The following is a 24,651-nucleotide window of genomic DNA, read 5'->3' on the forward strand; positions in this document are numbered from 1 at the left end:
CAATGAGTAGTGCGATGTCTATATGTGTTTTTTTAGGGGCAATGGAAGGAAAAAATCCTGCTTATCGCTCCAGTGCTAAATTATTAGGATTAGAGTTAGCGAAACAAAATTGCACTCTAGTTTATGGAGGTGCTCGTAATGGCTTAATGGGTGTGCTTGCGGATGCTGTATTAGAAGCAGGAGGAACTGTTGTAGGAGTCATGCCAACAGCTCTACCCAGTGAATTGCAGCATACTAGTCTCACTGAGCTTCATCTAGTAGAGACAATGCAAGATAGAAAAGCATTAATGCTAAAGTTGGCTGATGCTTGTATAGCGTTTCCTGGTGGTCTTGGGACGTTTGAAGAGGTATTTGAAGTCTGGAATGCAAAAAAAATAGGCCTTCATAATAAACCGATTGGGTTCTTGAATATCAATGGATACTACGAGTTGTTGCTGAGTTTTCTCAATAACTGTTCAGCAGAGCGTTTTATTACCGAAGATCATTTACAGCTTGCTCTTATCATGGAGAACCCCAAAGATTTAGTCACCCAACTGAAAGGGCACTATGAGCACGGCAAATAAACAGATTCGAATTGCACGACCTAGTGATAACATTGATGATTTAAAGAAATTTTATATTGAAGGTCTTGGGTTTAGTACTGTATCTGAGTTCGACTTGGATGGATATCGCGGCATTATCCTCAGCCACAAGAATCATGGTTATCATCTGGAATTCATTCAAGAATATGGTATTCACTATGGAAAAGCACCCAGCCATGAGCATTTATTAGTCTTTTATTTTAGCGATACCATTGCATGGCAGTCTGCGATAACTAGGATGAAGAGTATAGGGGTTTCGCCAGTAGAGCCCTATAATCCTTACTGGGTCAAATCGGGAGTCACTTTTGAGGATGCAGACGGATATCAAGTTGTGCTACGAAATTCTCATTGGCAATTTTAACCTAGAAAAAGCTTTCAATTTCAGTACACTAGGAGCTCGTAGTAGCTTCAACTGCTTTTTCTAGGTTAAACCCTATCCTAATTAATAAAAACGTGGGGATGTATTTTTATGAAGTTATTTGCCTATGATCATTGTCCATTTTGCGTCAAAGTAAGAATGATTCTTGGTATTAAGAAAATTGATTATGATCTAATCATTCTTCAGCACAATGATGAGAGCACACCCATCAGTATGATCGGCTGTAAAATGGTACCAATTTTAGAAATAGAGCCAGGTAAGTATCTTTCAGAGAGTTTAGATATCATCTCTTATATCGACAATTCATTTGGACATCAAATTATTACTTCACATCCCGAACAGCAAGAATACGCTGCTATTGCCAAGCGTTTGAACAAAGCAACAATGAAGCTTGCTTTTCCTCGATGGGTTTCTGCCCCATTAAAAGAGTTTGAGACCGAGGATGCGCGGCAGTATTATATTGAGAAAAAAGAGCAATTGTTTGGGGTTTTTAGCGAGCTCTTGGCAAAAACAAATGAACTATTGAATGAGGTACACTTGCAGTTAAAATTAATAGGGCCATTTATTCAACATCAGAGTGCTGTTCATGGAAACCTTACTATTGATGATTTTAATTTGTTTTCAACATTAAGAAGCTTGTCGATTGTCAGGGGAGTAAGTTACCCGCAGGAAGTTGAAATATATCGACAGACTATGTCAGAAATTACTGGAGTTTCATTACATGACAAGCTCTATCAAAATGAAGGTATTCTGTGAGTGCATTAAGATGCGCACCCAACGCCCATTAATAACATTTATGCCGTCGTGCTCCTGCTACTATGACTTCAAACAATGTATACAGAGTACATAAGATATGCTAAAAACACGGCCTCGTTTTTGGTCGCCCTCAAATTATATGCTTTACACTGTAAGTGAGTATATTCGTAATGTGATAGAATTTAAAAGGGTTAATGGCCAATCATCATGGTGAAATAATGGAATAATTTGTGTGCCTTCACTGGCTCTAAGAACTCGTTTCCAGCTAGTACTTGGCTGAGAATCATGGGGCTGGCTTCAAGTATTTGGGCTAGATCTTTACAGTCCAATTCACTGTAGGACAAGATATAATTAATCAAATATTTCTGAGTATCTTTTTTTAATTGAAACCTAAAATCAATAAGTCCCGGTGGAGACGCTTTGTTTTGTTCATCCTGCATACTCTCAAATCTTAAATATAAAACTCCGCCTGTTCTGATTTGCCATCAAATAACGTCATCAATTCGGATAATAATAACCGAGTTTCATTAAACAAAAATTCTTTAAATTTATCTTTTTTCAACGTCCTTTCCTGAACATCTAAGGGAATGAAGCGTGATAGTTCATTATGAAAATCTTCGCTGTAGATAATCTTTTCAATGTTGGTAATCATTTGCTCGAATTTGGTTGGGTAATCACTAATTTTATAATCATTGATTTTGGATAAAATAAATTGCTTGTTAATAGAACTTCCACGCTGCTTTAACCAGCGTAAATCCCAAATATCTCTATGACGTACATATCGGGTTGTATTAACCAGGGAGATTAATTTATCGGCCATAATTTCATCAGGGCTTTCTGTCATGATCAGCACATCTCCATAACCGTCAGGCAAAAAATCATAATTAGCATTTAGAGCCTGTGGCGTTCTTGTATATGCGGGAATATTGCATACCTTGATTTTAATTTTTTGTTTTGGTAAGTCCTTTCGAGTTGGTGATGTAGTAATGGCAATTTGCCATTTATCAACTTTAATATCTTGATACTCAGGCTCAATAGACATTTCTGCCGGTTCTTTCACCGATACATCCAAACCATATCGAGAAGCGATATAGCCTTCAATACACTCTTTCATATCCAGTAGTTTTGACGTGGTAAAATCATAGCCTCCAGCAAAATCGAGATCTTCGCTAAAACGTGAAGAACCATAACATAGACGAAGTGATGTACCGCCTTGAAAGGTCAATTTATCCAATAACCCTTGTTTATCCAGAGCAAAAAGCAAATCATAGTGTAATAATTCTTTTTCAATGACAGGCCTCATATGCGAATAGCCCTCTTCCCGCATGGCAAGTTCTACTAATAAATTAAAATCTTCCCTGTTTATGGCGGTAGGTTTAATCATACTAACTCATCCAAATTAACTAAATTCATATTGCGACCAACCCGTTTTAGGTCTCTTAAAGCGGCTTGTTTAGTGGCCATTCTAAGAGGTCGTTCATTGATTTTGGTGGTGCTATTGAGAATATCTTTGACCGTTCGCTTAGTGTGCGTAAATTCAATAACCCCATAGGCAGTGTTGTAGATGCCTTTTCTGCCTGTTGTCATGATCGTTATTCTATCAATAGGAATTTGTGAGATGATGCCATATTCAGATAGCATAGATTCCAAACTGACATAATTGTACTCGCCTCGTCTAAGTGTTTTTGCAATACGTTCGATGGCATAACTGTCAAATTGTCTGGCATCTTCATTAACATATACATCTCGGCAAGCGCGCTTAAGTACTCCTGATTTTACCAGACGTTTCAGTCCTTCATTGAAGGTTTTAAAGGAGTCTTCTGGAAATAGCTTAGAGAGATCGCGATTAGTAAAGATGTATTTACCTTGTTTATCTTGTTCTCTCAGTACATTAATAGCGTGTTTTTTATTCATAATTGAATTTAAGTGGACGTTTATTCCATATAATTATAGTATAAATGCCTACTTAATGCGATTATTTATTTAAGTATGCGGTAATGCTATGTTAATATAGTATTTATGTATACTTAAATTTTTACTCATGTTAAGAAAATTCAATTCTTTTAACTTGAGAGTTTGAATAAGTTAAATTATTTGAATAGTGTTAACATGATTTAAGGCGCATATATCAATGCGCAGAATTTTATTAATCAGTGATACCCACGGTAATTTGGATATCATCAATCAAATGATAGCTCAAACTAATGCTGATATGGTGATTCATGCAGGTGACTTTGGGTTTTATGATGAACAGAGCATTTATCGACTTAGCCCAAGGGAATTACGCTTGTTAGTATCCCACTCACCAGTTTGGTGACAATATGAAGTTGATAAACAAACTAATCGAGAAAGACTAATAGAAATCGTCAAAGAAAATAGATTACTAGGAGACTTTCCTGATTTTATCTCAGGTGTAAAGAAATTTTCAGTTCCTGTTTATGCGGTCTGGGGAAATCACGAAGATGTGCAAGTTTTGAGGCAATTAAATGCCAGTCTCAATGTTGAAAATCTGCACGTGCTTGATGAACATCAATTTTATCAATTCCACACAAGTAAAAATGAACTAGAGTTTTCTCTTTACGGTTTGGGAGGTAATTTTTTGGTTAGTAAGAAGTTATTCGATAAACCAATTGCAGGTAATGGGGGCAAGGTATGGACAGCATTACATCAATTTGGTGTTTTGTATCAGCAGATTAAAAATAAAAGCAAACCTTCGATATTTGTTTCGCATGTTAGTCCTGGGAAAGAGCGACTTTTATCTCGCCTAATCATGCATTTTATGCCTAATTTTTGGATCAGTGGTCATATGGGTGCACCGTTTACCTGCACTTGGAATCAATTTACTATCCGGGAGATGAATGAATCCTTAGATTGGCTAGAAAGCGATATTGATATAATAGAAGAACAATACCAGCAAGGTCGTCTCACAGTTGAGGCAGAATTGGCTTATGAGTTAATAAAAAAGCCTATCGATAAGGATGATTCCTGGTATAAAAAATTGTGGAATATTAATCTACCTGATGTAGCTGATGGGCATGCGCTTTTAATTTTGAATGAGAACAAATTTTCATTGGAAACCTATTCAAATGGAATTAAATTCATTTAAAAAATACTTGGGACTAATGGGACTAATGGGACAAGTGGGGCATCTATGTCGTTACTGGGCTAGACACATCCCCACCTTATTTTGGAACTTTGGGACGTATGGGACACGGATAATTCCTGCACTTAAGTAATAAAACCAACAGTTATAGTAAATTCGCGATTCGCGATTCGCGAATTGCGAATTTATGCTATACTCTGTTTATAGAAGTCACATTGGAACGATAAATGTTAAAGCCACAAGACATCGTGATACTGTTAAAAATATTAGCTAGTGAGCATCCAGAGCAATTACTTCAAAAAGATTTGGCAACCTATCTTTGCATGAGCGCCTCTGAAGTTCATGAAGGGATGAAGCGATTGGAATTATCTGGATTGATTGCACCTGTATATCGTAAATCTGAAGAGTCTAATTCAAATAAAACTATTCGGATGCCCATACAAGCCGCTTGTGAGGAATGCTTGATTTACGGTGTAAAATACTTCTTTCCGGTGCAACTAGGAGTATATACACGGGGTATCCCTACAAGCTATGCAGCTCCTCTATTTAAAAAATACATTGTGTTGGGAGATGACCCCATACCAGTATGGCCTTATGCTGAGGGCGATCAGCGAGGGTTAGCTTTAGAACCATTGTATCGATCTGTGCCGGAGGCGTTAGCAAAACACCCGGATCAATCTTTTTACGAGCTACTGGTTCTCATTGACGCGATTCGTTCAGGACGAGCTAGAGAACGTAAGATAGCAATAGAGTTATTAAGGGAGTTTTATGCATCAAAGAAACGAAAGAGCGACATCAAATTTAAGAATGCTGGAGTTGGTTGCGAGGAAACTCGGGGAATTGAACGATGAAGTGGTCTATCTTGGTGGCTGCACCACGGCTTTGTTTATAAATGATCCATTATCATTAGATGTTCGCACAACATTGGATGTTGACTGCATCATCGATGTTTTGTCGTTAGGTCAGTACTATAAGTTTGAGGAAAAACTAAAAGAGAAAGGCTTTTATCGTTCGATGCAAGATGAGATCACCTGTCGTTGGCATCTTGACGACATCATATTGGATGTAATGCCTACAGATGAAAAAATTTTGGGTTGGGGAAATGAGTGGTATAAAGAAGCAATCAAACATGCTGTTGATCATCAGCTTACAGAGGACATTACCATCAAATCTGTAACAGCCCCCTATTTTTTAGCGACTAAAATAGAGGCTTTTAAATCAAGAGGGAACTATGATTTTCTTGGAAGTCATGACTTTGAAGACATGATTACGGTGATCGCAGGATGTATTGATATTGCAGAGCAAGTGCACACTTCAAGTGATGATTTAAAGAAGCACTTAAGGATAGTGTTCAATGAATTCTTAAAGAACGATGAATTCATGCAGTCAATCCCTGGCCATCTTAATGACGGGCCAGTGACAGAGCAACGAGTTCAAACTGTGATAAAACGAATAGAACAATTTGCTCAAAAAGAATAGGGTACATGCAAATGAAACTGGCTTGGTTAACGGATATCCACCTCAATTTTCTAGAGGTTGAGTCTCGCCAAAAATACTATAAGGACATTCTAGCTACTGGCTGCGATGCAACATTGATTAGTGGTGACATCGCCGAAGCTCCTTCTCTAATCAATCTTTTAAATGAAATGGTTGGGCAAATCAAAATGCCCATATATTTTATTGTCGGAAACCATGATTATTATCGTGGAATTATTTCGGATGTACGTAAGGCATTGACTGAATTAAGCGCGGCTCATGCTGACTTATTTTGGTTGCCTGCGACAGGTTTACAACACCTTCCCAATAATACAATTTTATTAGGGCAAGATGGATGGGCGGATGGTCGATTAGGTGATTATCAAAACAGTCCAGTTTCACTCAATGACAGCCGAATGATTGCGGATTTGTTTCAGGAAAAAATGCTAAGTCGACAGCATCTGCTACAAAAAATGCAAGAGTTAGCTGATCTAGATGCTAATGCATTGGAAAATGACTTATTACAAGCAGTAAGGCTTCAACCCAGAAAAATAATAGTTTTGACTCATGTTCCTCCCTTCAAGGAGGCTTGTCAGCATATGGGGCAGGTCAGTGATGAGAACTATCTACCCTATTTCAGCTCTAAAGCTATCGGTGATGTACTGATGCCTTATGTTCTTGAGAGTCCCGCAATAGACTTTTTAGTTCTTTGCGGACAGACGCATAGTGACGCGGAATATCAGCCTACAAATAACTTAATAGTAAAGGCTGGCGCAGCAGAATACTACAAACCTATGATACAAGAATTAATAACACTTTAGCATCTTGAAGGCGGTAGTTCTATTTGGCTTCGTCCAATATGGATTATAAGTTCGTCTATTATGGATTATAGAAATGAGAGGGACGAAAGGGACAAGTGAGGCATCCGCGTCATTACTGGGCTAGACACGTCCCTACCTTATTTTTCAACCATGGGACGTATGGGACACCTTCATTTTTAAAGAGATTTTCAGTATCAATCAATATCATTAGATAACACCTCTTTTAATTCGATATTTTTTGCCTTACAGAGTTTTAGCAAACCAGCAATACTCTGGTCGAGCTTGAAGTTAAAGCCAGACCTGCTAACCATTCCTAATGGGCAGGAAAGAGTCGCAAGCATCGCTCAACTGTTTAATGCAGTGTGCCGTGTTTTTTAAATAATATTAATTAAAGGATTGCGTAATCAAAAATACATTAAAAAGTCAGCTCTATGCTGAATCTATTATGAAACGGAGGTATTCATGTCTTCACCAAAAACAACTCGGTTACACCTATTAAATGAATTTGAGTTAGCCCCCCAATCAGCTCTTTTCAATCAACAAACCATTGCCGCAGTTCTTAGTTGTTCTACTCAATTACTTGAACGTAATCGTTGGGCTGGTGGCGGTGTCCCCTACATCAAAATTGGTCGTAAAGTTCTATATCGCAAAAGCGATGTTCTCGAATATATTCAACAGAAAATTTATAGCTCAACAAGTTAACAAAGCTATTCATAGCACACATCAACTTGTCTGGAATTAAATATCAGCAAAGGTTGCCTTGTGTGGTCTTTGCAAGCATGTGTTGGAGAATATTATGAGCAACAATCAAATCATCGCCTTTGATGCAAAAGTCAAACAAGCAGACCATCAATCGCAAATAACCAACTGCGGCTATGCTGGTGGCAAGTTTCATATAAACAATAAAGGCGTATTTTATTTAGGTATAGATAAAGATGGCAATGAGCTTGCACCAAGTTGGATCTGTTCGCCACTGTACGTAACTGCAAAAATGCGAGATGCGCATAATGGTGAATGGGGTCGCTTATTAGAATGGCAAGATGATGATGGTATAACACACCAATGGGCAATGCCACTGGCCTTATTACAAGGAGATGCCTCAGATGTACGGCGTGAGTTAGTTAGATTAGGTTTAACCATTTCGCCAGGTCATCATGCACGGGATTTATTAACATCTTATGTGCAAGTCTTTCCTGTAGAAGCGCAAGCACGTTGTTTAGATAAGCTAGGCTGGCATAACAATAAGGGGGACTAGGGTCAGATCTTGCTTTTTGCTTATTAAAATAAAAAAGCAAAAAGCAAGATCTGACCCTGAACGATTACGCTTAGACCACCACTGTCTCAAATAGGTGGGGCACTATAATGCTTGCTAGTTGATTCGATTGGAAGTGGTGAAATTTCTGTAAGTCCGATTGAGCCCACTTCATTACTTTTAGTCATTCTATTGCTTAGATTACGCCATAAATCATTACGTGCTTTTAGATTATTAGCTTCTGGGGCATAAATAGTGCCGGTTTTAGGATCTATGGCTAAGCTTAGTTGATCCATTTCCATTTTTGATCTTAATAATGCTGAGCTAATCGTTACCCCATTTTTTTCTAATTCATTACAAATTGCTATACCTTGTACTATAGATGAATCATTTCCTCCAACTATATGCGCTACAGCAGAATTAGGATTAATTTTTGTAAATACTTTTGTTAACATCTCTTTGAGTTGTGGCATAGAAACTAAAACATCTACATGAGCAAGCCATGCCGCGTTATTGTTGGGATCAACTATCGCTAGAATAAAACAAGTTCCTGCGCCTACAGAGCCTAAGATCCGTCGTTCTTCTGTATCAGCGTTTATAAATGCACATTCGCCCACACCAACTTGTACTGATTGTTCTCTTTCAAAATCAATTGGTTTAAAGTTTGGTGCACGTTCATTTAATTGATTAACGCGTTCACTTATATTACCAAATACAAGATTTCTGTATTCTGCCATACATTTATCAAAAGTGCTTTCCTGCTTATCATTAGGGTTGAAAAATTTCATTGTTTACCTCGTTGTAAGCTTATGACTACTTATGGTTTATATAGTTCATAAGTAAGGGGTTGTCTACTAACTCAGATAGACAAAAAACTGCCAATCAAAAGACTCCTATGTCCACTCAAGAAATGAAAATATTCAAGTTGCGTACTAAAGTGGACAATTTACCTTAAAAGAAATTGGTGATTATTTTGGTTTACATTATTCTAGTATAAGCTAGCGTAGGCTGTTTGCTTGCCAACAGGCTTGTGTCCATCAGGGCTGTAATCCCGTTTGCGAGCAAATGTAGGGGACTAGGGTCAGATCTTGCCTTTTGCTTCTTAAAATAAAAAAGCAAAAAGCAAAAAGCAAAAAGCAAGATCTGACACTGAACGTGTAAACCATTCCATAAAAAAAAGAGGAATGGTAAGTATTTTAGCCATACTTATGTATCGACTGCGGCACATAATAAGACAATTTTTTGGAAATTAAGTAAAGAATTTTTAGCTACTAATTTAAAAGCTCTTATTTTGAGGTTACTACAAATATAGCATATCGCTGTTAACAGACATGGAAATCCTAACCATCTGAATTTTCTTGAAATGCAATAAGACAATTCAAAACCTCAGCCTGCGTAACCTGGGAGAAGGTCCCAAGGGCCGAATCCCAGGGTTTCATTTATATCCACTTTAATCCTGTTAAACATGGATATGCAAACTCAGCTAAAGAATGGTCATATTCCAGTTTCCATTGTTATGTTCAGAAAGGGGTATTGCCAGAAAATTGGGGATATCATGGTGTTGAAGAAGAGTTTGGTGAGTGAATGGATGTGGAATGTAAACCTGGGATACGGCCCTTTGGGCCTACTCCCAGGCTACGTTGCTTTTAGTTATAATTAATATATTTCCATCTTATCCTTTCTGTCTCGATGGACAAGATTCCCCCGTGTCAGGCTAGTAACTACTTTTGATTAATTTCAATTAAAGGCTTTACCCCATGATTTAGGGATATTCGTATCCTAATATCCTTGCTTATGGCTATGCTTGCATCTGGGCCACGTTAATGTATATGTTCCAGGGGGGATGAAAGATAATTATTTTGCATATTTTATTGCGCTATTAATAAATTTAGCTTTTTTCTTCAGTGCGGGCTTGGTTTTGGGTAGATCCAAGAATGCAAGAACATCGTCAAAATCCTTAAATAGCTTTCTATTTCTAAGTTGAAAAAAGATCATATCTTTAAATGCTTTTTGTAACTCAAAGCAATAATGTTTAGCATTGGTGTCCTCATCATTGTTATGTACAAATCTATTTCTAAAATCTCTTATATACATTAGAATCTGTAATCGATATTGTTCATTAACATATAAAAGTGAAAATCGTTTGATCACTTTATCAAATGAGTCTTCTTGCTTTGATGTGAGTACTTCAATAGCATTCCAGATACGCATTAATCCTACATTATGATCTTTGCTGTCCAATGGGGTAACATAACAATTTAATGCTTCTGTTAATTTATTTTTGTAAGAAGATTTTTGGGTCAACTTAAATCCATTTAGAATAGCATTTAATTCCTTTGTTTCACCTACTATTATTTCTTTAAGTTGAAAGTCGGGTTCTTTATTAAATATAGGATACGCATCACCATTTCAGCCCGATTTTCCTACAACTACACGTAACTACTTGATTTTATTGGTGGGCCCACTAGGACTTGAACCTAGGACCAACGGATTATGAGTCATGCTTAACAATTTTAACCACTTGATTTTATTATAAATTTTGCCGCGGGTTTTTCCTACAAATGGCGTACTGTGTCGTACAATGTCGTACTCAAATACGACGATCTCCCGAAGCTTAATATATGATAATAAATTACGCACATAAAAGATATCATGATTTATATTGGCTATACTGATCGATAATTAGACTAAGGATAAATCATCAGGAGAGATCTATTTATGAGACATATGTATGATTTAAGTGTAATTGAGAAAGCAATTCAATTAAAAAATAATTCTCAAGATCCTAATGTTACTTCATATCTCGAATTTGGATTTATTTTAAGAGCGTTTCAAATACGAGAGGCATATATTTTTTTGAATGGTTTATCGCAGGATGACACAATAGTAGGACCATTACCTAATAATGATTTTGCTTACGCAAATTTGTGTTTAAACTCCTTTTATTACAATATGTTTGGGGCTTTGGATAATCTGACATGGATAATTAAATACAGATACAATATATTTCCAGATATTAATGAGTCTCATCGAAAAAAAATAACAATTTCACTACTAAACAAAGAGTTTGCTAACGAACTGAAACAAAAATCGAATTATTTATATAACAAATTATGTGATTTTAAAGACATATATAACGAAATAAAAAAAATGAGAGATTTAACGGCTCACAGATTACCTCTTCATATTCCAGCTGGATATATTTCAACTGATGATAGAGATAAATATAATGATGAAGTGAAAAAATATAATGAAATGGTGAATGTAAATACAGATGGATTAAGTATGGAGGCAGTTGATAAGAAAATAGAAGAATCTACGATCCAGCTTAGAAAAATTCATCAATTTAAGCAGTTTCACCCTGTACTGATACAGATTGACCCTGTTAATAAGACAGAAGAGCCAACAAATTTTTTTAAACTGAAAGAAAAAATAGACACCGTTTATCTGACATTTTTTTCATTTTCCGAAGAAGTGATTATAACGATTTAGCTAATTATCTTAGTAGACGTTTGAGAGTGCTCCTTTAAAGAAGGAGATTTAATAAAAAAACAATACAGCTACTCTTGGCTGTCAGTCAAATCCATAATATTTATTAAGTGCTGATGTTAAAATACTGCAGGCAACATCCATGCTGACCTTCCAAGTACCTTGGGCTGCTTTGGAAATCATATTACCCAGCCAAGCGCTTATCTTGTTACCATAAGTGTTTGCTTGTGTAGGGATGGGATCGTCTTGTAGACAAGACTCTAGTGAAACTAAGTCTGTTTGATCTATTCCGTGGCCGGAAAGCAAGGACTTTAGGCTATTTAAATCATTTTTTGTAACACCTATTGTCTGATTCACCTGACTATTAGTAATGTTCCCAATAAAACCTGTAAAATTATTTATATGAATATGATGGCTTTGCTCTGCAATTTGCTTTTCTTCAGTAGAAAAGTCAATATCATCTCCCAAAATACCTTCCTCTTCTAATTTCATTGACCACTCCAATATGATATTTCTAACGGCATTTATAATTTTATCTAGGCTGGTTTGAGGCACGAGTAGGCGAATTTGCGCCGGATAATCAATCATCTTTTGAATTATTTGCTCTTGCGAACCAGTCAATACTTGCTGTAGGAGCCCTTCGTTTGCTGAATCTCTATGAGATTTTAGTTGCTCGATTTCAGCTATGGATTGGGTTATTTGAACCGTAAGAATTGTATCTTCTACTTTGGGCTCTGGTAAAATAATTGGGATCCAGCCTCGGTAAGGATTGAGGCCTTGTAATATTCCTCTCGACGTTCTGTATATAGGCAAATCTATGCAATTATTGTAGCCATTTAATTCATTTTCTACCCACTTAATAAAATCAGGAATGTTTAGTTTTCTTGCAATTAGCAAAGAATATCTTAACAGCGATGACAATTGAGTGGCATCAGTTAAGGATTTTTTCTGCAAGGATTTTATTAAATTACCCATTTCACACTACTTTAATACATCGGTCCTACGAGTAGGATGTGTAGATGATTATAAGAATGGTTGGTTATATCAAATTGTTATAAAGATTGAAAGCCCCTTTGAGGGCTTAATAATTTGAAAAAACATGAGCTTGTCCATCACACTCAACCGAACAGTAATCATTGATAAAAAGATCCCGAGCAAAAGCCTCGAAATCAAAATAGCAGATCAAACTATCCGGCATTTGATGAGCATAACAGTCATCAAATAATTGCCTGGAAAAATCAACCTCTGAATCATAACAACCTTGGTAATGATCCTCTAACATGGTTTGTGCATCATCTACTGAATAATCACAGAGAAGGACTAAGCCTAGTTCTCCGTGTTCTTGAATAAATGAGGCATACTCCACAATGTTGCTTATTCCTTCATACTCATGAATTTTGATGCTGCCGAATCCTTCATAATCGTGTATGGCGTACTCTTCAGCATTGGGTTCTGGGCTGTTATCCAGCATTTCCCAGATTTCTTTCATGATGTCATCTTCGCTTTGAGTAGCATCTATCCAGACACCATGCAGGACGGCGTTATTGTACGATGCTAAACAGGCGACGTAGATTGAAGGGGTGTCCATGGGATTATCTCCTTATGTGAATGGAGCAATCCCACACGGGAGCTTGCTCCCGTGATTGGGTTTGATTAAAACGGAATTTCTTCTGAAACCGGTTGCAACATTTCACGCATTTGAGCCATATGCTGTTCTGCGGTTTTGCTGGATTCATCTGTTGATTTTGGTGGACTGAGAAGCTGAATGTGGCTAACAACGATGCTTAAGGCTTGACGCGCTTTGCCTTCATTGTCAGTCCATTGATTGGAGCGCAATTTACCTTCAAGGTAGACATGCGAACCTTTCTTTAAATATTCAGCGACTTTAGTCAGCTTTCCAAAAAGCACCAACTGATGCCATTCCACTCTGGTTTGCCATTCATCATTCTGTTTGAATGACTCATTAGTAGCCAAAGTGGCGGTGACAAAAGATTGTCCGTCTTTTCCGGCGATGCTTTTAGGATCAGCACCGAGATTACCTATTAATTGAACGCGATTTAAAGATGCAGTCATTGTATTCTCCTGTTATTTTTTAATGTGAGCCGCATAACAGAAAAATATCCGCATAGGCAGGTGGTTTTCTGTTATGCGGATAAGACTTTTATTATTTCAATTAACAAGCGATTCGTTGAGTATCGAACTGTTTAACAAAGGAAATCAGGGATTCCAATTTGTGTAAACTTAACTCTGCTTGCTGTATGTCATGGGTATTGATTTGAAGTCGATGACGGCCTAAATCATTCACACAACAATTTAGTTCAAAGAGCAAATGTTCAATCTCAAGTTGTACTGGTTCCTGTTGTTGCATGGTAGCTCCTTGGGGTAGGGGAGGATTAGCCCCAAAAAGGACTGTTCATCCCAATTGGGTTATGCAAAAAAGATCACCGAAACATCGGTTGATTTACCTGGTTATTAATGATGATGTGCTTAAAGCACTCCTCGGGCGTAAAGCCGTAAAACATCTCTTGATGGGGTTTCCCTGCTAAACGCTTTGCCATGGAATTAAGGGAACAAGATGGCATATCACAAGACCTGGTGGTTTCGTCAGAATTGCACTGACTCATCAGTTGTGTTGCTTTCAGATTACCAAGCCAGTATTGGAAATCAAGATTTTTTTCTTGGTGATATTAAATGAACGCAAATGAACTTATTGTGCTCTTTTAGTGATAGGGAATCTGTTTCGATAGTTGGTGATTCATCAAGCCGGATGTTGCCTTAATTAACTCCTGCAACGATTACCAAATCGTTGCGTTAAATATGCCTGATGCTCAACATCAGTTTCGTATGTTAATGCCAGGCGTAAATACTCTAATCGCCCAACGCAAAACTGAACACGATTTAAACTTAAGACACCATCGGGGTATTGCTCGATTGCAGAAATTAATTCTTCTATATAAAAAACATTATGAGGTTTGGCACTTTTAAACACGGCTTCCCCACTAAAAACCACGATATTATGGATATACTGTGGTTCTATGAAATCAAAGGTCTTTTGAATGGCTTTAACGTGTTTATAATTCTGATGGATGGGATTTTGAAAGCTGAATTTATCGTAATAGAGCGATTGAGACCAGCTTCTTGAGTTGGCTTTAGCGAATATCCATCCCTTGTAATGCTTTGTTTCTATAACGAATATGCCTTTAGTTGTAATTAGAATATGATCGATTTGAGTTGTGGAACCATCCTCTAAACGTAAAGTAATATTGCTTAGAACATGAGCGTCTTTGTTTTGGCAATACTTTGCTAAAGCGTGCCTGACTCGAGCTTCACCGCAATTTTCAGCTGCCCGTTTACGATATCGTCCGGCAATATAACCAAATACTATACCTAGAAAAATTAATGAGACTAAACTAAAGATTTCAAGATCAACCATACATCTTACCTCCAACAAGCACATTATTTTAACAGTGCCAGTCGGTAATTTCCAATTTGGTGAAACCCAAGAGCTTGGTATGCGCATATAGCGGAATTATCATTGGTGAACAATATTGCTCTTTTGACCTGCCGATCGGCAGCTTGTTTTAGGCAAAGATACACAGCAATTCTGGCAAAACCTTTATTTCTTAATGAAGACGGGGTATAAACGGGGCCAAGTTGTACAATATCAGGTAGATTGGCATTAAATCCACAAAGGGAAACAGGAGTGTTATTTACAAATAAAACCCATCGATTTTGGCTAAGCTGCGTATCTTGAATTTCATCAATAATGGATTGTTCAAGTGTGGGATTATCAGCATCGTCCCCGAGAGCTTCAATATGATAAGCGATAAGCCATTCCTTGATGATATCCATGTCGCAATCTTGTACTGGTTTGAGTGTGCAGCTATATGAATGAATTGCTTGAGGTGAAGTCATTTTGTCGAGATTAAGTAAGAATAACTTTTCCTGATAATTAATGGCAAATAGGGACGCTTCTAGGTTTAGTTTATCAATGACGAAAGCGGCTTGGCTATCTTCGCCAAGTATCCCGGCAATTGGTCTTGTTCTTTTAAGATCAAATTCTTCTACTAACGCTGATAATGCAAAAAAATTTTCAGTTTGCATCATCACATTACCATTCCAATAATGAGCTAAAACACCATTAATTTTATTGTTTTCAAAGGAGCCGTAATATTCTCCGTGAAATGGTGCATCTTGGTAAGTAATTCCCGAGTGGTATAAATTGTTCCTAATGAACATGGTCGTTTCTTGGTAATGATTGAGATAGGATGACAATTCATCTATATGCAATCCATCCAGCTTTTTTATCACAATCATTTTTACCTCGATATGAAGAGTGCTTTTAATGCATTTTTAGATATATGTTAAGATAGCCTAATAAAAATATACTATAAAGAGACATTAATGGATCAAGTAAAAATTGACACCCACTTAGTCCAAAAGCTGATTGCTGAGCAATTTCCACAATGGCAATCACTACCGATACATCCAGTTGCTCAGAGTGGATGGGATAATCGAACATTTCACTTAGGTGAAGAAATGGTGATTCGTTTACCTAGTGATAAGGAATATGAGCCACAAATAAATAAAGAATATCAATGGTTGCCATGGCTCTCTAAACAACTCACGTTTCAAATCACGCAACCGATTGCACTTGGAAAACCATCACCAGATTATCCATGGCATTGGAGTGTCAATCGTTGGATTGAAGGGGAGATTGCTTCAAGACAGAATATCCATGATATAAAATGTTTTGCAGAAGCATTAGGTAAGTTTTTAAAAGAATTTCAATCTTTAGATGCCACGGGTGGGCCTCTGGCTGGCGCACATAATTTTCATCGAGGTGGTTCGTTAAAGGCCTATGATCATGAAGTACAACTTGCAATTCCTAAAATTAAAGATGCTCATGAGCAAAGCCTTGCCTCATCATTGTGGCAACAGGCACTCTCTTCTGAATGGCGCTTAAAACCTGTTTGGGTTCATGGGGATATAGCTATTGGCAATATTTTAGTTCGTGATGGAAGGTTGCGTGCACTAATCGATTTTGGCCAACTTGCTGTAGGTGATCCTGCATGCGATTTGGTAATAGCATGGAATTTCTTTTCTGGCGAAGAACGAACGGCATTTAAGAACGCAATTCAACTGGATAATAATACTTGGATACGAGCTTTGGGGTGGGCATTTTGGAAAACCTTATGTTGGCCAATTAAAGGTACTGATGTAAAAGGCGTTTTGCATGAAATTTATTCCGATTATGAGATGATTAAGTAACCATATCGAATGAAATTATGTGTTGAAAACTGTCAGCCCAAATAAATTTTTGTAATACTCAATCTCGAATGCCCAAGCGACTGGCTTATAATTTCTCTTGCGGTTCTGTCCCAATATTTTTCAAGAGGGTTAAGTTCTTTATATGTTCTACCACCTTGTATTGGGCATATAAGGCCTTTACCAGTTTTATCATAGGATTTTGTGATTTCATTATATCTTCGCTGAGCATAAGCATGACGAAGCCCATGGCATTTGCTTAACCCCATTTTTTCTATTACTTCGTGATAGTGTGCTAGATGATTTTTATAGGTCTTTTCTTTAGGAATGAGGGATAGCCCAGCAGGAATTTGCTTTGTAGCATTGAGTAGCCATAGTCGTTGTTGCTCATTCGTTAGTTTAATATCACGCCCTATTCCACCTTTTGTCCAGCTGGGTTTTATAACCAATTTATTTCCTTGCCAAGCATCACTGAGCACAATCTTCATTGATTCCTCACGACGGAGGCCAAAAAGGGATTGGGCTTCGAGGGATAAACGGATCATAGGGTCTGAGCATTTGGAAAAATCGACGTTGTTGATTGCTTTATTATATTGAGGGGCATAATTACGTTTATTGATTTGATAACTATCGTTACCTTGTTTAACCAGCTCCGGTTTGTTTAGCACCGAGGCCACTTTTCGCAGTTTAGCCATGTAATTTTTTATTGTTGCGGGGTTTTTATTCTGGCCTTTCCAGTGATCAACCAGGATGTGTATGTGTTTTGGTTTTAATCCTTTTACGTGTGTGACCATGTAGCCTAATGCGTGCAAGTCTTTGACGCAGCGATTCAACATGTGTTTCATATCTGCTCGGCTGGCGTGGGAGTAGTTTTGGATTTTCTTAATACATTCATTGATGGAATACTGGGCATTTTTAAGTTTGGACTTACTCATTGAGATACCTCCATAAAGAATCACGGGATTTGATGCCCATTTCACTGCGAATAACCCAATAGGCTTCATATTTTCCGAATAGGGGTAAAAGATACTGAGCTATCTGTTTTGCATAGAGATAGCGGTATGCTTTATTAATTGGTAAGGCATGTTTTTTTAAAGATTTTCGCCAGGCAACTCTGGTGTCTTCATAATCGTTAAATTCAGCAATGGATTTACCGTCAGTAAGCTTTTTGATTTCATTTAGGATAGCTTTTTGCATTTCAAATCTGATAGGAATTGTTCTATCTAAGGAATTAAACGCGATGTTTCTGGTTATCCAAATGCTGTCTGCTTGAATGTTAATTTCAGGTTTTATATAAATGGCTTCTTGAAAGGTCAGGCCAAATTCTGTTTGTAATGCCATAATGAGGCGCGGTATTGAATTGTCCCATGATTGCCATAGGTCATGCTGGATTTTGAGTTTTCTTTTACGTTTTTTGGTGGTTTTACTAAGTTGTAGAGATTGATTGTCTATATTGGGAATGAGGCAATCTATGCTGGTTAGATAATGCCTGACTATAGTCATGTGATTCATAATCGTGCCGGCACGTATTTTACTCTTTTTCCAATGAGCTACCAATTGGTGGATATGGTGTGATTGGATAGCTTTCCAGGAAGATGGCACATCACCAATGGCATAGAGATCATCAATCATTTTACGAATGACGTATGCTCGTTGTTTTTTGATTTTGTAACTGCCTTGATTGCCGAGCTTTAAATATTGATTGGCAGTTTGTCTTAAGCTGTATTTTCTCATCATCCCATCCGATAAAAATTTATTTGCCCTGTCTTTGGTTTAGTGTTGAACGAGCGGCTCACTCAAAGATGAAACCTGGCCAAAGCCATTAAGCTCGAATTAGGGGGCAAATCAATCGTTATAAGGCAAACGATTTCGCCGGTTTACAACAGTTTTTGGGTGTTTATTTCCTCCTTATTTTGATGATTAATAAAAACGACAAGACAATGGCTCTTGTCATACAAGTCCATGGTCAAATTGAAATAAATTGACTTAAACTCCCGAGGGAGTTGCCCTGTCGGATGACAGAGATTCCTAGATGGTTTTTCCTACTGAACGTCCAGCCACGGGTTAAGGAATGAAGTGGCTTAGCATAAGACGTCTGTTGACGTTTCGCCGGAATTTCACCAGCTCATCAGTCATGCTTAATTCCAAATTAGCAAAGCGGTGCTTGCTTCGCAAGGGCTTTTATGAAGAATTTTGTCCAATCCCGATTGGCGGGATCGGACAAAATGCTGAAATGTGTTGATTTTACGCGGTAAAATCAAGGTGATTTTTCTGCGTCACTGCTGGGGAATTGCAGTGACGCAGAAATCAGGCATCAACGGTATTTTTCTAATATGAAGTTACTTACATTATCGTATGAAGGCATTAAGATATGCTTATTAATGTTAAGCGAATTTAAAATACTGTGTAAGGATTCGTGTTGACTCGCATCTAGTGTAATTTTCAAAAAAACTCTATCATCAGTAAACTCAATAAAATAGTTCTTGTAATCTACCAAATCAGGCCAAAATCCATTCTTGTAATAGAATTCATTTGCGCTATTCATATTTAAGAAAAGTCCTTCCTGATAATAAAGGTTATGAAAATCTGAAAGTTTAAAATTGTCAATCAGATCGAAGTATGTAGAGTAAGAAATGAATGCGTGTGGGAACTCAAATAGGCTATCTAAATTGATTGCTATTACTGCAAGCTTATCAGACTTCAATCTTGATTTTTTTGCGTGTTGATATAGAGCAAACCATGCTGCCTTTAATGGGTTGTAAGTAAAGTCTAAAAGTCTTGTTGGTATACCATGATGTTGAGCGTAAGCTACCATTACTTTGTTGAATTCAGATGAAAAATATCCTTCCATACTGCAATAGTATTCCTGATTCTCTTCATTTTGATTTGATTGACATATTTCATCTATTTGATTTGACCATTTTTTATAGCCATATAAAATTTCCATCCAGAAATTTTGTTCTTGATTAAAGTTTAAAAAATTGGTTGATACGTCAAATGGCTGCACACACTCTACAGGTAATCTTGATTGATTTGCTAATTTAGTAAAATCCTCTATAAGTCTCATTTCTGCAAAAATCTGTTTAAAGAATTTATTGGCTTTTTTTGAATTTATTTTTTCTGAACGCATGAAGTCGTGTATATTTCCTGTCCATGGTGATGAGTAATTTTGAATACTAGTGAAGTGATTTTTGATGCAGTTATGCAACAGTTTCTTATTTCTCCACGCTGATGGGATTAGTTTGTAATTAGCATTTCCAAGCCCTCTAAATATCCATCTTTTTTCACTCATGTCTGAATAATTTGTCATCCAATGAGTCTTATACGGCATTAAATAATCGATAAATTTTTCGGCAGATTTAAAATGAACTTCTTTGTATTGTTGATTATAGGCCATGTTATATTTGCTTCATTTTTCTATAGTATAGAATAAATTTTTAATTAAATACTTTTATACTTTTCTTCAACAGTCAGAAGATAATGGCTTTGTTAGTATCCTACTAAGGTCATTCTGGTCGGTAGTAGTAAGTAAAGGGAGTCGTGTTTTGTATATTTCGCCTCCGTTAACTAAAATAAAAGCCTGACCTTTGGGTAGAGAAATTATGTCATCTACATTAATCATTGGAACAGAGGATGTTTGAACACGGTCTTCATTAGTAGTAGTAAAATAAACACCCTCATCTCCATGTGGTGTATCATTAACCATAGAAACTTGCGCCTGGCAAACAACATCAACTTGAGGCAGTACTTTAACTAGCAAATTCGCTGTTTCTTCATTTTTAACGCGCAGCATAATCAGTGTATTAAAATTTCCCTCTGAAACTTCCGCTTTAGCCCTGGAACCAAGAGCAACTTCCATATCCTGTATAGTTTGAGCATAAGCAGTTACCTGAAAGCCGGCACCACCAGCTTTATTTAGAATCTTCACAAAAGAGTCCTGGATAATCTCTGACAACTCATCGCAGTGCAGATTTAAAGTGTATCGTGCATTGGGTTCTTTATAGATTTTACCAGCAGTAGATACCAAATCAGATAAGAAGGCTTTACCTACAGCTTGGGCAATATTGGGGTTAGTTAGGCTATCTAAGCCAATATAAAGCACTTTCTTATTTTTAATTACGTCCATCAGCTCAATATCGCCTGGTTGATCTTTTGACGATAGGATTTTTGAGGCATTACTTTTATTGATTTCAGACAGTACGGGTCCGACACTGGCTGTGATTTTGTCGTAATAATGTTTATCCATAATGGCTGCGTCGTAGAGGTCTATTAAGATTTGGTCGTGCAGGGCTTCAGCATTGTTGCTTTTGATGGTTTTGTTGATGTGGTCTTTGACATATTGCACAACTGCCTGGTGACGCTCCATTGGGGATTTAGTCTTATTATTTTTGCCTATTTTACTATCATGCTCGTCGATGATGTCATCTATCTCTTGATGATAGTTAGGGTAGTGGTTAGGAAGAATCTTATCAGCATAGGACATTAATAATTGCTCTAATCGGCTGATGTAGAAGGCTATTGTTTGGTAGGTAATGGGTTGATTCATTTCTTCTAAACATATAGCAACGATATTAACGTATTTCCATGCGAAGGCTGCGAATTGTTTTCCTTCTCCCTCTGCGGATATTGCATCAGTGATGCGTGTGGCAACTTCGCTGATTTGGTCGAAGTTCTTTAAAGGGTTGTATTGTGCTGATTGTTCTGGAAACCCTAAATGTACTATTTTGAAATCTTCTATTCGTCCTGATGCTTTGCAGGCTGCGATCATATCTCTAACCAGATCTTGATCGCCTTTCGGGTCTACAACAATGACAGCATCACCGTTGCGGATGTCTTGGTTAATCAAAATGCTGGCTAAACGGGTTTTTCCCACTCGGGTTGTACCAACAACGAAAGTGTGGCCTACTCGTACATCTTGAGGGATGTATACAGGTTTATCTTCTTCGCCAACGCCATGCAAAAAAGGACTACCGCCAACAGGTGGATCAGGTCTAAAAGGGTTTAGTTTAGAATTTGTATTTAACCATTTGGCTAGCTTTGTATGTTCATGATTTTGGCAGAATCTTCTGGCAAGTTGGTAGCAAGAGCTTCGTTGCATGAACTTTTCATTTTTGACCTGTTTGATTTGATGCAGCTTTTGAGTGTGGCTTGGTCGCCAGCGAAAGCCTTTGCCCAAGAACAACCAGTTTTTGGATAAAGGTATTTCTGTGGTGGATAGGGCATAGGTGGGCATGGCTAATAATCTTCGGTGATACTGTTTTACTTTAATTGCTTGCCAGGCTCTATAAATTCCAGGGATTAATAATGCGAGCGCAGCATATAATCCCATAGTCTGTGTTAGTAAAAACAAATGCGGTTGGGTATATGCCAGTAAGGAGAGAGACAAACAGGTAATGGCTGACCAGGCTTCTGTTGGTTCTCTTAATAGGTTATTAATGGGGTAATTGCTCATAGTCGGCTCCCGATCATCAAGGCATCAATAAATACAAAAATAGCCAACAGATACCAACGAGCTTTTAAGGCGGTGATCAGCTGCTCTGTGGTAAGTTGGTATTGATTCTGTAGGTGCGAAATTAGCTTTGGCCATAACAGGATAAGGGCTAAATAGAGCACTCCATGCAGACCAAGAAATAATGGTTGGATGGTAGTGAAGGTGCTTTGCCAGCGAGTTAGTAGATTGCTATTAATGAACCAGGGCGCAATCGCTAATAAGGCAATGATTGGTAAAACGGTTTGAATTAATACTATAATGGATGAACGGATGTAATGTTTAATCATAGGGATAACTCCAAATGAGAAAGGTATTTCGGTTGTTGGCCGTTGTTCTTGATGCCATTGTTGGAGTGGCAGAGGATAAACCTGCCAAACGCTATATGTCTGTTTATGAGGCTCAAGATAAACTTGAGAATGGCTTGATCACTATTCGTGAATACAATGAAGCTCTTGAACGTAAGGATGTGCTTTAACATATTCATCGAATTCCTTTTGAAATAATTTTTACTCCTGTCTTGGCTACCTGCATACCGGATTGCGCCATGCTTTCACTCTGCCTATCTGAGCCATTAACCAAATCCATAAGACCAGCCCCAGCGTCACCGCCAAAATGACTTGATAATCTCAGCAATAAAACAGGCGCGACAAAGTAAAACATCACAGCCATATTCTTCATGGCAGAAATCGCATCGTTTTCACCTAATGGATCAAGTACTGAACGCTCAAGAAATCCGACTAAATGCCAGAGGTATTGAAGAAAAATAGCCATGACAAATAAGGCACACAGGCTGCCTAATGCTCTGGTGCTGTAGCAGCTCAAAGACAAAATCATTGGTGTGAGAATGATTAAAAAGAACATGAAAAACGCCTGCATTACAGGTAAGGTTTGCATGATGGCTTCTCTTTTCAATGGTGTAGATGTCCATGATTTTGTCCATTGTCCGACATTGACCAAGCTATGGGTAATGGCAGATGCGACCTTTCCATTGTTATTGTCCATGAGGTTTTGCACAGAACTGGTCTGCATGTCCCTGCTTTCTTGCAAGAGCATTTTCGCAATAAAATCTTCTGCGCTGATGTCTGCTTTCCAGGCTTTCGGGTGTTTTACTTTATATTGACGAACCCTATCCAGCATGGCGTAGTAATTTAGATGCTTGTTAAAAATACTGGCTTGATTAGAGACTTCAACCAGGTCAGTTTTGATTTTGCTCCACCATTGCTGACAGCTTGGATAGCCGTCTTCTGGCAATTGTTCTGGTGGGATATCACCGCGATTAGCCGCTTTTTCAAGATTACGATTAGGGGCTTGATGGAAAGTAAAACCAGGCACAGGTTTACGTGCATGAAGTTTGCTGTAATACATTTTTTGCAGGATTTTAGAACCCATCCAGTTTAGATCATCCTCACCGCCATAGCGTTTTAGCATAGGATCTAATTCACTGGCTTCATGCTTCTCACTGTTGAATTGCGTTCTCGCTTCGATAAAACATTGTCTATGAAAATCGAGAGCTTGTTTGCGAATATTCTGTGGCAGATAGGTTGATACCAAATCACCTTGAATGGATTGCAAACTGTCGGTACAACCCGTTACTTTCATGAGACTGTAAGTAAAGCTCGACATGAAGTTCTGAATGATGGCAAAACCTATGGGAATTTTGACCTGGTTAGTCAGCAGATCTGCAAAGGCTTCATCATAAGTTGTTCCGCTGTCGCCAATGACCGCAGTCGTTGGGTTTTTTAGGCCACACAAGGGTTTAAATTGTAGGGCTTTGGTTTCCAACGGTACACAAGGATAGACAAATAAGCTGCATGTCAGGAAAGTAACTGCCAGTTCATATAGAAAATTATTTAAAGCATGTTCAACCGCATAGAACGCACCCGCTGGATTAAGCACATTTTTAAGAAAGCGATAACCAATAGCCAAAAAGCCAAGGTACAAAAGCCCTGTTTGCCACAGGGCGTTGAATAGAACCTCATACTGTTGCCAGCCTAGATAGGTGGTGTAGAGGGATAAAGGATTAAAGACAATCATG

The 24,651-nt window shown here is 37.8% G+C and carries 26 protein-coding genes and 2 pseudogenes; 12 read left to right on the forward strand and 16 right to left on the reverse strand.

Features of this window, described 5'->3' with window-relative positions:
- The first annotated feature begins 2 nt into the window (after nucleotides 1–2).
- From OQI99_RS00255 to grxB, 3 genes are all read left to right on the forward strand, one after another.
- Entirely contained in the window at nucleotides 3–563 is a 561-nt protein-coding gene (locus OQI99_RS00255; RefSeq protein ID WP_265730998.1) for a TIGR00730 family Rossman fold protein, read from the forward strand.
- Entirely contained in the window at nucleotides 547–942 is a 396-nt protein-coding gene (locus OQI99_RS00260) for a VOC family protein (protein WP_265730999.1), read from the forward strand. The genes OQI99_RS00255 and OQI99_RS00260 overlap by 17 nt, the downstream gene beginning before the upstream one ends.
- Nucleotides 943–1,050: 108 nt before the next feature.
- Nucleotides 1,051–1,716, forward strand: coding sequence for a glutaredoxin 2 (gene grxB / locus OQI99_RS00265; RefSeq protein WP_265731000.1), 666 nt, complete (start codon nucleotides 1,051–1,053; stop codon nucleotides 1,714–1,716).
- A gap of 451 nt (nucleotides 1,717–2,167) precedes the next feature.
- On the opposite strand, the gene OQI99_RS00270 is transcribed toward grxB, so the two are convergent.
- Nucleotides 2,168–3,100 carry a nucleotidyl transferase AbiEii/AbiGii toxin family protein gene (locus OQI99_RS00270; RefSeq protein ID WP_265731001.1) on the reverse strand — a complete coding sequence of 311 codons (933 nt, stop codon included), beginning with the start codon at nucleotides 3,098–3,100 and terminating at the stop codon, nucleotides 2,168–2,170.
- Entirely contained in the window at nucleotides 3,097–3,630 is a 534-nt protein-coding gene (gene abiEi, locus OQI99_RS00275; protein ID WP_265731002.1) for a type IV toxin-antitoxin system AbiEi family antitoxin, read from the reverse strand. The genes OQI99_RS00270 and abiEi overlap by 4 nt, the downstream gene beginning before the upstream one ends.
- Nucleotides 3,631–3,847: 217 nt before the next feature.
- Here abiEi and OQI99_RS00280 point away from each other — a divergent pair.
- From OQI99_RS00280 to OQI99_RS00305, 6 genes and pseudogenes are all read left to right on the forward strand, one after another.
- Nucleotides 3,848–4,822 (forward strand): annotated as a pseudogene (locus tag OQI99_RS00280) (metallophosphoesterase family protein).
- Between the two features lie 224 nt (nucleotides 4,823–5,046).
- On the forward strand, nucleotides 5,047–5,670 hold the full coding sequence (locus OQI99_RS00285) for a hypothetical protein (RefSeq protein ID WP_265731003.1): 624 nt from the start codon (nucleotides 5,047–5,049) through the stop codon (nucleotides 5,668–5,670).
- Nucleotides 5,588–6,298, forward strand: coding sequence for a hypothetical protein (locus OQI99_RS00290; RefSeq protein ID WP_265731004.1), 711 nt, complete (start codon nucleotides 5,588–5,590; stop codon nucleotides 6,296–6,298). The genes OQI99_RS00285 and OQI99_RS00290 overlap by 83 nt, the downstream gene beginning before the upstream one ends.
- Before the next feature lie 11 nt (nucleotides 6,299–6,309).
- Nucleotides 6,310–7,116, forward strand: coding sequence for a metallophosphoesterase family protein (locus OQI99_RS00295; RefSeq protein ID WP_265731005.1), 807 nt, complete (start codon nucleotides 6,310–6,312; stop codon nucleotides 7,114–7,116).
- Between the two features lie 462 nt (nucleotides 7,117–7,578).
- The gene (locus tag OQI99_RS00300) at nucleotides 7,579–7,818 is read left to right on the forward strand and encodes a DNA-binding protein (RefSeq protein ID WP_265731006.1); all 240 of its coding nucleotides are present in this window, start codon (nucleotides 7,579–7,581) and stop codon (nucleotides 7,816–7,818) included.
- A 94-nt stretch (nucleotides 7,819–7,912) separates the two neighbouring features.
- Nucleotides 7,913–8,359 (forward strand): annotated as a pseudogene (locus tag OQI99_RS00305) (DUF927 domain-containing protein); the annotation flags it as partial.
- Between the two features lie 98 nt (nucleotides 8,360–8,457).
- Here OQI99_RS00305 and OQI99_RS00310 read toward each other — a convergent pair.
- Together OQI99_RS00310 and OQI99_RS00315 are read right to left on the reverse strand one after the other, a co-directional pair.
- Nucleotides 8,458–9,156, reverse strand: coding sequence for a hypothetical protein (locus OQI99_RS00310; protein WP_265731007.1), 699 nt, complete (start codon nucleotides 9,154–9,156; stop codon nucleotides 8,458–8,460).
- A gap of 1,066 nt (nucleotides 9,157–10,222) precedes the next feature.
- Nucleotides 10,223–10,672: a hypothetical protein gene (locus OQI99_RS00315; protein WP_265731008.1), complete on the reverse strand. Its 450-nt coding sequence runs from the start codon at nucleotides 10,670–10,672 to the stop codon at nucleotides 10,223–10,225.
- 414 nt (nucleotides 10,673–11,086) lie between these two features.
- Between OQI99_RS00315 and OQI99_RS00320 the strand changes: the two genes are divergently transcribed.
- Nucleotides 11,087–11,860 carry a hypothetical protein gene (locus OQI99_RS00320; protein ID WP_265731009.1) on the forward strand — a complete coding sequence of 258 codons (774 nt, stop codon included), beginning with the start codon at nucleotides 11,087–11,089 and terminating at the stop codon, nucleotides 11,858–11,860.
- Between the two features lie 81 nt (nucleotides 11,861–11,941).
- On the opposite strand, the gene OQI99_RS00325 is transcribed toward OQI99_RS00320, so the two are convergent.
- From OQI99_RS00325 to OQI99_RS00350, 6 genes are all read right to left on the reverse strand, one after another.
- On the reverse strand, nucleotides 11,942–12,832 hold the full coding sequence (locus tag OQI99_RS00325) for a hypothetical protein (protein ID WP_265731010.1): 891 nt from the start codon (nucleotides 12,830–12,832) through the stop codon (nucleotides 11,942–11,944).
- 106 nt (nucleotides 12,833–12,938) lie between these two features.
- A complete protein-coding gene (locus OQI99_RS00330) occupies nucleotides 12,939–13,445 on the reverse strand; it encodes an antirestriction protein ArdA (RefSeq protein WP_265731011.1) in 507 nt (168 codons plus the stop codon).
- A 65-nt stretch (nucleotides 13,446–13,510) separates the two neighbouring features.
- Nucleotides 13,511–13,930, reverse strand: a complete 420-nt coding sequence (locus OQI99_RS00335) for a single-stranded DNA-binding protein (RefSeq protein ID WP_265731012.1) — start codon at nucleotides 13,928–13,930, stop codon at nucleotides 13,511–13,513.
- 100 nt (nucleotides 13,931–14,030) lie between these two features.
- The gene (locus OQI99_RS00340) at nucleotides 14,031–14,225 is read right to left on the reverse strand and encodes a hypothetical protein (protein WP_094091845.1); all 195 of its coding nucleotides are present in this window, start codon (nucleotides 14,223–14,225) and stop codon (nucleotides 14,031–14,033) included.
- Nucleotides 14,226–14,636: 411 nt separating this feature from the next.
- A complete protein-coding gene (locus tag OQI99_RS00345) occupies nucleotides 14,637–15,290 on the reverse strand; it encodes a nuclease-related domain-containing protein (RefSeq protein ID WP_265731013.1) in 654 nt (217 codons plus the stop codon).
- A gap of 23 nt (nucleotides 15,291–15,313) precedes the next feature.
- Nucleotides 15,314–16,174 carry a GNAT family N-acetyltransferase gene (locus tag OQI99_RS00350; protein WP_265731014.1) on the reverse strand — a complete coding sequence of 287 codons (861 nt, stop codon included), beginning with the start codon at nucleotides 16,172–16,174 and terminating at the stop codon, nucleotides 15,314–15,316.
- Nucleotides 16,175–16,261: 87 nt separating this feature from the next.
- Here OQI99_RS00350 and OQI99_RS00355 point away from each other — a divergent pair, with 87 nt between their 5' ends.
- Nucleotides 16,262–17,128, forward strand: coding sequence for an aminoglycoside phosphotransferase family protein (locus OQI99_RS00355; RefSeq protein WP_265731015.1), 867 nt, complete (start codon nucleotides 16,262–16,264; stop codon nucleotides 17,126–17,128).
- A 32-nt stretch (nucleotides 17,129–17,160) separates the two neighbouring features.
- Here the strand turns inward: OQI99_RS00355 and OQI99_RS00360 are convergent, their stop codons facing one another.
- From OQI99_RS00360 to OQI99_RS00380, 5 genes are all read right to left on the reverse strand, one after another.
- Nucleotides 17,161–18,060: a phage integrase N-terminal domain-containing protein gene (locus OQI99_RS00360; RefSeq protein ID WP_265731016.1), complete on the reverse strand. Its 900-nt coding sequence runs from the start codon at nucleotides 18,058–18,060 to the stop codon at nucleotides 17,161–17,163.
- On the reverse strand, nucleotides 18,053–18,859 hold the full coding sequence (locus OQI99_RS00365) for a phage integrase N-terminal domain-containing protein (RefSeq protein WP_265731017.1): 807 nt from the start codon (nucleotides 18,857–18,859) through the stop codon (nucleotides 18,053–18,055). Before OQI99_RS00365 ends, OQI99_RS00360 begins: the two co-directional genes overlap by 8 nt.
- Nucleotides 18,860–19,439: 580 nt before the next feature.
- Nucleotides 19,440–20,522, reverse strand: a complete 1,083-nt coding sequence (locus OQI99_RS00370; RefSeq protein ID WP_265731018.1) for an FRG domain-containing protein — start codon at nucleotides 20,520–20,522, stop codon at nucleotides 19,440–19,442.
- A gap of 66 nt (nucleotides 20,523–20,588) precedes the next feature.
- On the reverse strand, nucleotides 20,589–22,577 hold the full coding sequence (traD, locus tag OQI99_RS00375; RefSeq protein WP_265731019.1) for a type IV conjugative transfer system coupling protein TraD: 1,989 nt from the start codon (nucleotides 22,575–22,577) through the stop codon (nucleotides 20,589–20,591).
- Nucleotides 22,574–22,903: a hypothetical protein gene (locus OQI99_RS00380; RefSeq protein WP_265731020.1), complete on the reverse strand. Its 330-nt coding sequence runs from the start codon at nucleotides 22,901–22,903 to the stop codon at nucleotides 22,574–22,576. The genes traD and OQI99_RS00380 overlap by 4 nt, the downstream gene beginning before the upstream one ends.
- Before the next feature lie 14 nt (nucleotides 22,904–22,917).
- Here OQI99_RS00380 and OQI99_RS00385 point away from each other — a divergent pair, with 14 nt between their 5' ends.
- Nucleotides 22,918–23,091, forward strand: a complete 174-nt coding sequence (locus OQI99_RS00385; RefSeq protein ID WP_265731021.1) for a hypothetical protein — start codon at nucleotides 22,918–22,920, stop codon at nucleotides 23,089–23,091.
- A 5-nt stretch (nucleotides 23,092–23,096) separates the two neighbouring features.
- Here the strand turns inward: OQI99_RS00385 and OQI99_RS00390 are convergent, their stop codons facing one another.
- Nucleotides 23,097–24,650 (reverse strand): conjugal transfer protein TraG N-terminal domain-containing protein, encoded by a 1,554-nt coding sequence (locus OQI99_RS00390; protein ID WP_265731022.1) that lies wholly within the window; start codon nucleotides 24,648–24,650, stop codon nucleotides 23,097–23,099.
- Nucleotide 24,651: the final 1 nt, after the last annotated feature.

The sequence above is a fragment of the Legionella sp. PATHC039 genome (assembly GCF_026191275.1).
In the GTDB taxonomy this organism is placed as follows: Bacteria; Pseudomonadota; Gammaproteobacteria; order Legionellales; family Legionellaceae; genus Legionella; species Legionella pneumophila.